This is a genomic window from Chitinophaga sp. (assembly GCF_036566945.1).
Taxonomy (GTDB): domain Bacteria; phylum Bacteroidota; class Bacteroidia; order Chitinophagales; family Chitinophagaceae; genus Chitinophaga.
In genome coordinates this window covers 1-11,881 of the sequence record NZ_DATCVJ010000805.1, presented here as the reverse complement: position 1 = coordinate 11,881, position 11,881 = coordinate 1, and the positions used below count along the sequence as shown (strand labels likewise).

Here is an 11,881-nt window from a genome sequence, read left to right as displayed (position 1 = left end):
TGCTCGGAAGACTGTAATCTGATGGCTTTGAGTTCTTTTTCCTGATCCAGGTAGTACTGGGTAATCATGATGCGACCTAATCTCTCCAGTTCATGATGCGCATCATACAACGCTTCCAATGCCGCAAATTCAATAAAGAACAGCTCACTGTCTTCCAGTGTTTCTATGCCATAAAAGGCCGGTTCATTAGATAACAGGCTTCCCATGGCACAAACCACACAGCGGGGCGTGCCAAAAGAAGAGGTCACTTCCTTTCCGTTATGCGTATAATAAGCACGTACCAATCCTTTGTGAACAATGAAAATATGCTGTGCCGGCCGGTTTTGTTGTTGTATAACTGTTTTTTTAGGATAATGTTCCAGGTATAAACAACTCTTTAACGCTATCTGTGCCTCGGCAGATAATGGCGTGATGGTGGTAAAATAATCAATAAGCGCTTGAACAGGCATATGAAAAATAATAAGGAGCGAAGGTAGGACAATGGGATGAATAGCATAAATGATTTTAATTTCTTATTATTATACAGGATCAGCGATCGTGATAAATATCTTGTGTTGACTAAAATAGTAAACATGCCCACGTTATACACCCGTTTTGGATTATCCGCCCTGTTAATACTGTCTGCCTGTTCCGCGCACACCGGTTCTCAGGAAACAAAAGCAGGAGGCCCCATGAGAGCCCCGGGAAAAATTATAGCCAGCAGCCCTGCCTTTATGAGCTACAAACAGGACCTCCTGAACCTGGCCGTTGATTATACCGCCTTTGATACGGCCATGAAACCCATTAGCAGAGCCACATTCCTGGAAGCATTTGCTACTGGTGATTACGTGCCGGTAAGACTGGCCGCCGATACGAAAGCAAGCTATCAGCTGTATAAGTTGCCGGATACCAGCAGCCGGGATGTGCACAATGTGGTAAGATATTATGGAGATGTATACAATAAACATTATAAGAGAGAAGGCACCGCATTTCCCGCCATTAATTTTTCAGACGTCAATGATGCTGTCTATAATAAGGAAACATTAAAAGGAAAGACAGTCGTGCTCAAATTCTGGTTTATCCGTTGTGGCGCCTGTGTAGCAGAAATGCCCAGGCTAAATGAGCTGGTGGAGGAATACCGCAATCATAAAGACGTACTTTTTTTAAGTATGGCATTTGACACAAAAGTCCAACTGCGTTCTTTCCTGCAAAAAACACGCTTCCTGTATGCTACCATTCCCGTGCCGGAGGCCTATGTGTTGGATGAAGCCAAAGTAGATGTTTTCCCTACACACATGATTCTCAAAGACGGTATCATCCAAAAGGTGCCGGACAGTGCGGAAGAACTGGTAGCTGCCTTACACGAAGCCGTGCCGGTAAAATAACGGTACCTCTTTTTCGTGGTCACCTATTGGCATAATTTCACTGCTGATGGGTGGCGGTAGTAAAAGGAGTCATCAGGGTTTTCCCGCAATTTATCCCTTGCGTACTTTTCCCACGCTACCATTTTTTATTTTTTATCAGGGAGATGATACCCGCTACCATACTGCATTTGTTAGCAGTTAATTTCAAAAGGAATCCTGACTTCCAACGTCTGCTATAATAAAAAAAAATTTAACTGATTTTGTATTTTAATTTATTTTGTCTAGTTTCATGTCTGGAAATATTCAGTACCCCAAGACCCCAATGTATCAGCGATTTAGATTTTTTTAATGGTAACTCCCAAAAAATCACGTTAAAAATGATCACGTCAATTTAGCTGACTTCTGAAAAGAAGTTATTATTTGTCACAGTTGAATTAATTGCCGCTTTGCCGCGTTGCAGCTGTGGTTCACTGTGCTTAGCCGTTATATTCTGTGTAGTGCATACTGTACAGTTTTACAAATATTCATTATGCTTTCGCGTAGTGCGCCTTTCCTATAGGTGCCACCAGGCGTATGAAAATTTGTGACCCCAAAAATCGACATATGTTATGATTGATCTATTGCTTACAGAGATGATAGCAAAGCTAAATCTCTATTTTAGTCTGCGATCGAAAGGTGGCCCCGGTGATCTCTTCGAATGTGTGATTGGAGACGTATCCATTCACGACAAAGGCGCTGAAGGTGGCGGTGAAGAATTGTTCCATGATAAAGTGATCCTCACACTGGTATCTGTGGAAGAAGAAAATGCCATGAGAAATAATTATCCGCTCCGCGAAATAGGATCATCTTTTGTCAGAGAGAAAAGTGCCGTATACATTAATGCATTCCTGCTTTTTTCTGCGAAGTACGATACCTATGTGACCAGCATGCAGGCCATCAGCCAGGTGATCAGCTGTTTCCAGTCTACCCGTCGCCTCGTCATTCCCGTGAACGACGAAGCACAGGAAGCCGTACTGCATTTGCATAACCTCGGTTTCGAAAACCTCAACAATCTCTGGACGGTAATGGGCGGCCGATACCTGCCCTCCGTTATCTATAAAGCACGCGTATTAATGTTCCAGCAGGCACCACCTATAAGTGGTTCACTGATCACGGATATCCATGGAGATGAAACTGTTTAAATAATGTTACACGTCAAATACACCCCACTGGTTTCCCTCGAAGTAAAGCATGAGTTTTACAGCAACCACCATGCAACAGATGCAGTGTTTACACCGCTGCCTTCCACCTTGGCCGTCATGGATACCTATGGCATGATATTCCGCCAAACAGATGGCAACCTGCGCATCTATGGCAGACGCGATGAAGGTGGCGATCCTTTTGTACCACTGGATACCGTCGTGGATCTGTTCTTCGGCGTACAAATAAAAACAGACCTGCTCAATATTACCAACAGCTTTGGAAAAGGGAGGTATTGGTTTTCCAATCTCAAAGAAGATGGTACCTATCAGCAACAGTTGACGCTGACCGCCGCTAACGAATTACCCGACATGGCGGCACAGCAAACCATGCTCAATTTTCCGGCTGGTACCGTGGATGCTGTTACACTGAAACGCCCTGCTGCCATAGCTGGCGGATGGGTACCCGTAGTTACGGAGGCAGTAGATAAATTAAGTGGTGCCGTGAAAATATCGGTGCAAAAGCCTGGTCTTTACCTGTTGGAAAAAGCACTGACAGGTGGCGGAACAGCTAACCTGAAAATGGTGCTGAGTGATGAATTATTGAAGCAAAGCAACAACTGGGCAGTGCTGCACCTGCAACTAAAACCCGGTGATGATAACCTGGGCTTTACACTCGCGCTGGGCGCCCGTTCTTCCAAATGGCAATATTACCTGATAGAGCCCGTGGATCGCGGCGGCGCTACGGTAGATCCTACCAAACTCACCATCGTTTACAGTGTTTCCGGAACCTCCCGCTACCCAAACAGTATGGGCATCGTGAAACGAGCACCTACTCCCGCGGAAAACATTTTTATCAATGGTCTCAAAGCCGATGGAAAAATAAAAGCTGTATACCTCTTCGAATCAGCTGATGCGATTGTATTGGCAGATGGAGAACAGCCCATCGTAAAATTAAATAAAGATCCGGGCGTGGAAGTAGGACATCTCGCTATTCCGGATAGAAGCATGAAAAATACAACTATCATTTATAAACTCTAAATGCAAATAACATGGCAGCCTTGCTAGATTTAAGAATGCCTGGCGTCTACACCCAGGAAATTGCTACCCTTCCTCCAACGGTGGGCGTGATCCCCAGCGCCGTACCGGTTTTCATTGGCTATACGGAGAAAGCGGTGAAGAAAGGGGACGACCTGCACGGAAAACCCACCAGGATCAAGTCGATGAAAGAATATGAAGACTTGTTCGGGAGCGCTCCGCTACAGCACATCGATGTCACTATCGATGAAAGCTCCGGACAGCCGGAAGTAAAGGTGACAGAGCCGGCAGACTTTACATTCAAAATGTATCATTCGCTGTTGTTTTATTATGCCAACGGCGGCGGCCCATGCTATATCCTGTCTGTGGGCGGATATGACAGCGATCCCGCTCCGGATGATATCAAAAACGCGATCGCTTTACTGACCAAAGTGCAGGAAATAACGATCCTCGTTTTCCCCGACGGTACCTCTCTCAACGAAACCGAATACAAAGGAGTGATCGAAGTGGCCTTACAACATTGCAGCAAGATGAAAGACCGGGTAACGGTGATCGATCTGCATGATGTAAACGGCGATGACCTCACCGCTATCGAAAACGGCTTCCAAACCAATATGCCGAACGATATTGAGTATAAGAAATACGGGATGGCTTACTATCCTTACATCAAAACGATCTTCAGCTATAACTACGCAGAAGCGGATGTAGTGGTGAAAACCCATATACAGTCTATTCCCGGCGATACAAATACTGTTTCTGACCTCAAAGCCAAAGCAGCAGCCTATCTCACTGCCGCAGGTGCTTATCCTGCTGCGGTGGCGAAAGTAGCCGGACTGACAGCAGATAAAAAAGTACTTACCTACCTGAAAACAACCCTGGATGCATATAAAACAGCTACGCCTGCTGCCACTGACGCAGACCTGGTAGTACAACTGAAAAAGATTGCAACAGACTCCGGGAATCCGCTGCCAACCGGCGTGGCAACGGATATAGATAAACCCGCTGCAGCTCCGCAAACCATATTAAATACCGCACTCACTACTTTGCAAACGGCACTGGATACCGCCAATACCGCCGTAACCACCACAAAAGGAACGCTGGACAGTACGCTCGCTGCGTTGAAAGCCGCCGTGAAAGCCCTCGGAAATGGTGTAAGCATTCCACTCACCAACTTCAGTATGGATGTGATCAAAGATGCGAACAACCTCATCTACGGTAAAATCAAAGACGCTATCTCCAATTTAGCGGTAACACTGCCTCCCTGCGGCGCCATCGCTGGTATTTATGTACGCACAGATGCCAATGCAGGCGTATGGAAAGCACCCGCTAATGTGAGTGTTTTTGGTGGCATCAGACCCGCATTGGATATTGATGACGATCTGCATGCTAATTTAAATGCGCCATCCAATGGTAAAGCCATTAATGCGATCCGTACCTATCCCGGCCGCGGCCTGTTGGTATACGGTGCCAGAACACTCGCCGGCAACGACCTCGAATGGAGATACGTGAATGTGCGCCGCACTTTCTGTTTCATAGAAGATTCTATCGGTATCGCCATGCAGGATTTTGTATTCGAACCCAATACCGAACAAACCTGGATCAAAGTACGCGCTATGATCAAGAGCTTCCTCAACAGGCTCTGGAAAGCTGGCGGTCTTTATGGCAACACCCCCTCCGATGCATACGAAGTGATTTGCAGCGCACCGGAATCGATGAGCGATGACGATGTACTCAATGGCATCATGCGCATCTTCATTAAAGTAGCGGTAGCAAGACCCGCAGAATTCATCGTGTTGCAGTACGAACACAAGTTCGAACTGGTGGAATCTTAACAGTACATTTTTAAAAGCATTTAAACTTTTATAGCAAATGGCAAAGAGTTATCCTTTCCCCAAATTCTATTTCAAGGTGTCCCGCCCGGAGCAGGAATTTAATAGTGTAGATCAGATCGGCTTCACAGAAGTGAGCGGACTGGATTACCAGGTAGACCTGATAGAATACAGACATGGCAATGATCCTAATTTCTCCAAGATCAAAATGCCGGGGCTGCGCAAGTTCGCTAACGTAACCCTTAAAAAAGGACTCATTCAGGGATTCAAAGATGCCAACGCGGAATTCTTCAGCTGGATCGGCGATGGTGGAAAACCAGGATCGGTACGCAAGAGAGTAGACTACCGCAAAAACATCGTGATCACCCTCAACGATGAGGAAGGCAATCCCGTGGTAGCCTGGACATTGACAAATGCTTTTCCGGTGAAAGTAGCTTTCACCGATATGAAAGCAGATGCCAATGAAGTAGCCGTGGAAACACTGGAACTGGCGATTGAAGATTTGACAGTTGAATATAAATAAATAGTATGCCGGTAATTGGAAATAATTATCCGCCAGCGGGTTTTTACTTCAAAGTTGTGATTGATGGTATGCCTGACAGCGATTCGGAATTTCAGGAGCTGTCCGGGCTTTCCATGAGCATGGAAACACAATCCGTGAAGGAAGCAGGCGAAAACCGTTTTACGCACCAGCTCCCGCTGCCTGCACGCGCGGAGCCGCTGGTGCTGAAACGTGGACTGAAAATCAGTTCACCGCTGGTAGAGTGGTGTCGCAAAGCCATTGAAGATTTTAGTTTTTCGCCCAAAAGTTTGCACATATTCCTGCTCGATGTGGAAGGCGGATCACAGGGAAGTCCTAAGCCACTCATGGCCTGGCATCTGGTAAACGCTTATCCCACCAAATGGGAAATCAGTGGACTCAATGCGCAAAACAGCGACATCGCCGTAGAAACGATACAGATCAACTATAATTATTTCACTAAATCTTCTTAAATCATTTTCATCATGCCCATTATTATCAGGGAACTGCTGGTGAAAGCCAATGTAACCGCCACCAATACCAATGCCGGCGCTAACCCAATGGCAGCGCCGTCTGCGGGAATTTCGGAAGACGTGAAGGTACGCATCATCGAAGAGGCAGTACAACAGGTGATGGAGATTTTAGAACGACAAAAAGATCGCTGACATGGACGGATCAATTACCAAATTACGCATCGTTTCATTGCCGGGACCTGATAGCGCCGGCAAAGGCGGACTGGGCGACCTGGGTAGTCTGTCTGCCAGCACCGTTGTAGCTACCCTGACGACCAAAATTTTCGAAGTGCAGATCAACCCGGAATCCATCAGCAGGAACTTTAGTATTAAGTACAATGAACCCGATACTAAAGGAGCCGCCGGCACTGAACTACAGTTCAATAAATCAGATCCGGAAGAACTGGAACTCCGATTTATCCTGGACGGCACCGGCGTAGTGGCCCCAAGCACTATGCCATCCGCAGATCTGATAGGCAGCCTCATGAATGCATTACCCGCAGAGGCACAGGGCGCCTACGTTCCGGTAAGAGTAGCACAGTTGCAGGCTGCTGTATATGACTTCAAAGACGAAAGCCATCGCCCTCCTTTCCTGCTGGTACAATACGGAACACTGGTATTCATGGGTTTACTCCTGAATATGGGCATCAACTACAATCTTTTTAGTCCGGATGGTATTCCCCTCCGTGCGGAAATAACGCTGAAAATTAAAGCCCATACACCTTTTAAAGATAGTATGGCGTTGCTGTCGTTATTATCGCCGGATCTGAGCCGTCATCATATGGTGGTAGCCGGAGAAAATATTCTCCGCATCTGTGATGATGTGTACGAAGATGAAAAGTATTACCTGGAAGTAGCGAAAGCCAATAAGCTGACCAACTTCAGAAATCTGCAGCCCGGCACACAACTGATTCTTCCTCCCATCGATAAAACCACGAAAAAATGATGCTGCCACAAACAGCGGAAACGCAGAACAGGGAAACACACAACGTAGCCGTTACCGTTAGGGCCGACGGTAAAGAAGTGACGATGTCTCCGGGTGGGCTGGTATCGCTTTCAGTAGGACTGGAATTTAACCGCATCCCCTGGGCCAGACTCGTATTTGCCGATGGCTCCGTGGAAAAACAGGAGTTTGCCAAAAGTAACCAGGACTTTTTTTCTCCCGGAAAAACAGTGGAAATTTTGCTGGGATATGAGCAGAAAGAAGAAACAATTTTCAAAGGTATTATCATCCGGCATGCTGTGAAAGTGCAGCAGGACCGCTATTTCCGGCTGGAGATAGAATGCCGGGATGCTGCCGTGAAAGCGACCGTAGCACGTAAGAGCCGCTACTTTTATAATGTTTCTGATAAAGACCTGGTGCAGGATATCCTCAACAGTTATCCCGCCGTCACACCCGGTACCATAGAAAGCCCCGGCTACACCCACAAGGAACTGGTACAATACAATGTCACCGACTGGGACTTTATGCTGCTGCGCGCAGATGCCAACGGGCTTTGTCTGCATTTGGACGAAGGCACCCTGCACATGAAGAAACCCGCTATTAAAGCAACGCCCGACCTGCAGGTACAGTTTGGCATCGGCAACAAAGGTATTCCTATCCTGGAATTTGAATCAGAACTGGATGCCCGTGATCATTACCCTTCTGTAAAAGGAAGTACCTGGGACTATACCCGGCAGGAGGTAGCAGAAGAATCTGCCGGCGCCGACAGCAGTCCAGCCGGTGGTCTACTATCCGCTGCAGCCGGCGCGTTGACCGGTGGTGGCGCACAACGCGATTTCCCGGATGTGCTGTATAAAGATAATCCTGTACAACTCTATCATGGCGGCGACATGGATACCCAGGAACTCAACGCATGGGCAACCGCCAAACAACAACGCGGCACATTGTCGCACGTAAAAGGCCGCGCTGCCGTTAATGGTGTGAAAGTACAACCCGGCGACACCCTGGAAGTAAACGGAGTAGGGGATCGGTTTAACGGTACCCATCTCATTACAGGAGTAGTACACCAGGTAATCAATGGCACCTGGAAAACAGATATACAATTTGGATGGAATAAAAATTTTGCGGCAGATAATATGGAACCTGCCGCCCCGGACGCTGCGGGCCTTGTAAGCGGTATCCGCGGCCTGCATGCAGGCGTGGTATCTAAAATAGAAGGCGACAGTCGCAGTGGCGACTACCGCATACAGGTGCGCTTACCTTTTGTAGCAAAAAATCCAAACGGCACCGATGCCGAGGGCATCTGGGCAAGAATGGTGAACATCTACGCCGGCAATCAGCGCGGATTTATTTTCAGACCGGAAATAGGAGATGAGGTCATTGTGGGATTCATCAACAACGATCCCAATGATGCCGTGGTACTGGGCGCAGTACACAGCGACAAAAATGTGGCGCCGCAACAACTGCCCGCCAGCGACCAGAATGCCAAAAAAGGATTGATCTCCCAAAGTGGCATGCAATTCATTTTTGACGATGACAACAAGAAAATTCTACTCAGCGCCGGAGACAATAACAGCCCTAAAATAGAGCTGGATGGAAGCGGACAGAAAATCAGTATTACACTGGATGCAAGTACTTCCATTGAGTTGTCGGCGCAGGGCATAAAAATAAATGGTACACGAATCGATTTAAACTAATGCATTATGCCAGGTAAACCAGCTGCACGGAATACGGACCTGCACATCTGTCCGAAACCACTATCGTCGCCGCCAAACACACCACACGGCCCCGGTCAGGTGATGGCCGCCGGCACAGCCAGGGTGTTTATAAACCAGCTGGCTGCTGCCGTGCAAAATGATATGTGCATGTGCGTAGAGCCGGGCAATATGATCAAAAGCGGTTCTTCCTCGGTGTTCTTCGGCAGCCAGGCTGCAGCAAGACAACTGGACGAAACCACCCATATGCCGGGAGGCATGATTCAAACAGGATCACCCAACGTATTCATAGGAGGATAAAAATAACATCATGGAATATTTATTCTTAAATCCGCAAAATGAACAGAAAGCCTTTCTCGGCAAAGGCTGGGCATTTCCGCCGTCATTTGACCGCAGCAACGGCAAAATCGCCATGGCACAATATGAAGAAGATATTGACCAGAGCCTGAAAATACTATTTAGCACCAGCGTGCGTGAACGCGTATTGCAACCAGACTTCGGCTGTAATCCGGAAGACTATGTATTCACCGCCCTGAACGTCACTTTTCTTACTTACCTGGAAGACCTGATCCGCAAAAATGTGGCAAAATACGAAGCGCGTATAAAAATAATATCGCTTGTGATTGCCCCCACAGAACTGGAAGGGACGCTGGAAATCCTCATGGATTATGTAGTGCGCACCACCAATAACAGGTTTAGCATCGTATACCCATTTTATAAACAAGAGGGAACAAACGTGGAGTTATGATACTACACTGCAACACATTACGCCATCCATTGGTACATGGAGGCACACAGCAACGCGACAGACTGCTGATCAGCCTTATGCCCGATCAGCTTAAACTCGATGATCGCGCGATCGAAGAACTGATAGCCTTTTCAGGAGGGTTATCTACTCATGTACGCCACTGGGGACCTGATAATCAGGAAGCCGGCGACTGGCTGCCCTTCTGGGAATCTGATACCACCAGCCTGTTAGCCATTCTCGCTGCTACAGATCTGGATAGCCCCCGCACCGCTTTCCGCTCAAAGGAAATATTGTACCGCCGCCGCAGGAAACAGGAAGACATGGGTACCGCCAAACCCGGTGAAGCCTCATCTGCTGCTATTATGGAGGAGATGATTAAAAGCACGGAATGTGGAATCTACGGTCTCGCCCTCACGGTGCTGCATATCTGCCAGAAAATTCCGGTGGATCATCCGCTGAAACAGGATATCCTCAATATCATCAGCAGCATGCTGCAGGACCCTTTGTACCGACTCATACAATTTCACAAGGCGATCGATCCCAATGCGATTCAATTATACGATGGTTTCATCGGCACCGTCGGCTGCGCAGCGCCATGGGGGCTGAAAGACAAAGCCGCTTTCGAATGTATCGATTTCGTATTGCCCTATGAATACATGGATGAATTGTGGAGCCTCTTTCTACAGTTCTACAAAGCCTTATCCATCATACTGGAAAAAGTAAGAAAAGCATTTCAAAGCTCCCTCCGTTCCCGACATAACCATGAACCGCATATTGCCCTGTTCATCACTTTCCTGCACCTCTTCAAACACCTGCAGGATGAATTGAACAGCCAGGTAGAAAAACATTTACTGTTCTACTACCACGATGTGCTGCGGTTAGAAAAACGTCAACTGGTACCCGATAAAGTACATGTCGTATTTGAACTGGCACTCAAACTGCCGCCACATCTCATTGCCGCTGGTACAGCACTCAAAGCCGGCGCAGATAGCAACGGATTGCCGATGAGCTATGCATTAACAGATGAACTGGTGATTTCGCCCGTAAAACTGGTGGAACGTCAGAACCTGTATATGAGAGATGAGCTACAAAACGGGATACCCATTAAACGAGCCTACGCCCTGCCTGCTGCCGATAAAAGAGATGGTTTGGAAGAAGAGTGGCCGGCAGGAACCAAAGCCTGGCGCGCACTTTCAGGAGAAGCGGTATACGACAGACTGATGTACCAAAACCGGAAAATTCAGGGCCTGCTGGACCTGTATGACATGCGCCCGGTAACGGTAATCAAAGAGCAAATTAAACTCGCTAAAAAACTCGAACAACTGCAAGCCTATGCCGGCTTTAGTGTAAGTAGTACAGAACTCTGGATGGCCAAGGGTTTCGACCGGATGATCTCCATGGAATTCCTGTGTAATGGGATCGACATCGTAAGTTTGCTGGATAATTTTCAGCTGGAAATTGCAACAGAAAAAGGCCTGATAAAATTAAATATATACGACGGCACCGTAGCCGATACTGTTGGAACTTACAACAACACCGGTATGCCGGATGAACTGCTCAATAAAATTCAAAATGAATTTTCTTCGGCGGTGAGGGCTGCAAAGCAGTCTGGTATCGAACCAGATGCCCAGTTCAGCGAGTATAACAGGGTAGTGGCAGTGGTGCCCGGCAGTGTGGTTAATAACATCACGAGCCCCGAAATGGTGAAGAAACAAGGGATGATCGCATGGATTCAGCGCATCGTTATCTGGCTGCATCCTGAGTTCCCTGCTATCCTTCCGGTAAATGATCATACGCCGCCATTTATCCGTTTTAAAACCCGGGATCTAAAAGTCGATGATATTACCGTGTGGCAGGCGAAAGTGTTTACTTACAGTGGTGAATTTCTACAGTGGACAAAAGATCCGGTGGCTTTACTCGGTAAACTGGTACAACCAGATCAACCCGGGATCTTCTATCGGGAAACGCCGGAAGGACAAGTAGAATCCCGGAACCAGCTGATCGTAAGTAAAACAACATCGGAAGTATTTATCCGTTTCCAGGAATTGTTTTTTA

At 47.3% G+C, this 11,881-nt stretch carries 13 protein-coding genes; 12 read left to right on the top strand and 1 reads right to left on the bottom strand.

Annotation, left to right across the window (positions count from 1 at the left end; all coding sequences use genetic code 11):
• Positions 1 to 449, bottom strand: a 449-nt coding sequence (locus VIP81_RS24455) for a cyclic nucleotide-binding domain-containing protein (protein WP_331967515.1), incomplete at its 3' end; no start/stop codon positions are given.
• Positions 450 to 572: 123 nt separating this feature from the next.
• Between VIP81_RS24455 and VIP81_RS24450 the strand changes: the two genes are divergently transcribed.
• The 12 genes from VIP81_RS24450 to VIP81_RS24395 form a co-directional block, all read left to right on the top strand.
• A complete protein-coding gene (locus VIP81_RS24450; RefSeq protein WP_331967513.1) occupies positions 573 to 1,364 on the top strand; it encodes a TlpA disulfide reductase family protein in 792 nt (263 codons plus the stop codon).
• 587 nt (positions 1,365 to 1,951) lie between these two features.
• The gene (locus VIP81_RS24445; RefSeq protein WP_331967511.1) at positions 1,952 to 2,524 is read left to right on the top strand and encodes a DUF4255 domain-containing protein; all 573 of its coding nucleotides are present in this window, start codon (positions 1,952 to 1,954) and stop codon (positions 2,522 to 2,524) included.
• A 3-nt stretch (positions 2,525 to 2,527) separates the two neighbouring features.
• Entirely contained in the window at positions 2,528 to 3,562 is a 1,035-nt protein-coding gene (locus VIP81_RS24440; protein ID WP_331967509.1) for a hypothetical protein, read from the top strand.
• An 11-nt stretch (positions 3,563 to 3,573) separates the two neighbouring features.
• Positions 3,574 to 5,391 (top strand): phage tail sheath family protein, encoded by a 1,818-nt coding sequence (locus tag VIP81_RS24435; RefSeq protein WP_331967507.1) that lies wholly within the window; start codon positions 3,574 to 3,576, stop codon positions 5,389 to 5,391.
• A 37-nt stretch (positions 5,392 to 5,428) separates the two neighbouring features.
• Entirely contained in the window at positions 5,429 to 5,911 is a 483-nt protein-coding gene (locus VIP81_RS24430; protein ID WP_133809455.1) for a phage tail protein, read from the top strand.
• A gap of 5 nt (positions 5,912 to 5,916) precedes the next feature.
• Positions 5,917 to 6,381, top strand: a complete 465-nt coding sequence (locus tag VIP81_RS24425; protein ID WP_331967504.1) for a phage tail protein — start codon at positions 5,917 to 5,919, stop codon at positions 6,379 to 6,381.
• Positions 6,382 to 6,393: 12 nt separating this feature from the next.
• Positions 6,394 to 6,573, top strand: a complete 180-nt coding sequence (locus tag VIP81_RS24420; protein WP_331967501.1) for a DUF5908 family protein — start codon at positions 6,394 to 6,396, stop codon at positions 6,571 to 6,573.
• 1 nt (position 6,574) lies between these two features.
• Entirely contained in the window at positions 6,575 to 7,366 is a 792-nt protein-coding gene (locus VIP81_RS24415) for a hypothetical protein (RefSeq protein ID WP_331967499.1), read from the top strand.
• Positions 7,363 to 9,060, top strand: a complete 1,698-nt coding sequence (gene vgrG / locus VIP81_RS24410; protein ID WP_331967497.1) for a type VI secretion system tip protein VgrG — start codon at positions 7,363 to 7,365, stop codon at positions 9,058 to 9,060. The genes VIP81_RS24415 and vgrG overlap by 4 nt, the downstream gene beginning before the upstream one ends.
• 6 nt (positions 9,061 to 9,066) lie before the next feature.
• The gene (locus VIP81_RS24405) at positions 9,067 to 9,378 is read left to right on the top strand and encodes a PAAR domain-containing protein (RefSeq protein ID WP_331967495.1); all 312 of its coding nucleotides are present in this window, start codon (positions 9,067 to 9,069) and stop codon (positions 9,376 to 9,378) included.
• Positions 9,379 to 9,388: 10 nt separating this feature from the next.
• Positions 9,389 to 9,826, top strand: a complete 438-nt coding sequence (locus VIP81_RS24400; RefSeq protein ID WP_331967493.1) for a GPW/gp25 family protein — start codon at positions 9,389 to 9,391, stop codon at positions 9,824 to 9,826.
• A partial coding sequence (locus tag VIP81_RS24395; protein ID WP_331967491.1) for a hypothetical protein occupies positions 9,823 to 11,881 on the top strand: 2,059 nt, incomplete at its 3' end. The genes VIP81_RS24400 and VIP81_RS24395, both read left to right, overlap by 4 nt.

What these genes read in the sequence shown, in the direction of transcription:
- VIP81_RS24420 (WP_331967501.1), top strand. Translation starts at nt 6,394, where the DNA reads ATGCCCATTATTATCAGGGAACTGCTGGTGAAAGCCAATGTAACCGCC.
- VIP81_RS24440 (WP_331967509.1), top strand. Translation starts at nt 2,528, where the DNA reads ATGTTACACGTCAAATACACCCCACTGGTTTCCCTCGAAGTAAAGCAT.
- VIP81_RS24400 (WP_331967493.1), top strand. Translation starts at nt 9,389, where the DNA reads ATGGAATATTTATTCTTAAATCCGCAAAATGAACAGAAAGCCTTTCTC.
- VIP81_RS24405 (WP_331967495.1), top strand. Translation starts at nt 9,067, where the DNA reads ATGCCAGGTAAACCAGCTGCACGGAATACGGACCTGCACATCTGTCCG.
- VIP81_RS24445 (WP_331967511.1), top strand. Translation starts at nt 1,952, where the DNA reads ATGATTGATCTATTGCTTACAGAGATGATAGCAAAGCTAAATCTCTAT.
- VIP81_RS24435 (WP_331967507.1), top strand. Translation starts at nt 3,574, where the DNA reads ATGGCAGCCTTGCTAGATTTAAGAATGCCTGGCGTCTACACCCAGGAA.
- vgrG (WP_331967497.1), top strand. Translation starts at nt 7,363, where the DNA reads ATGATGCTGCCACAAACAGCGGAAACGCAGAACAGGGAAACACACAAC.
- VIP81_RS24450 (WP_331967513.1), top strand. Translation starts at nt 573, where the DNA reads ATGCCCACGTTATACACCCGTTTTGGATTATCCGCCCTGTTAATACTG.
- VIP81_RS24430 (WP_133809455.1), top strand. Translation starts at nt 5,429, where the DNA reads ATGGCAAAGAGTTATCCTTTCCCCAAATTCTATTTCAAGGTGTCCCGC.
- VIP81_RS24415 (WP_331967499.1), top strand. Translation starts at nt 6,575, where the DNA reads ATGGACGGATCAATTACCAAATTACGCATCGTTTCATTGCCGGGACCT.
- VIP81_RS24425 (WP_331967504.1), top strand. Translation starts at nt 5,917, where the DNA reads ATGCCGGTAATTGGAAATAATTATCCGCCAGCGGGTTTTTACTTCAAA.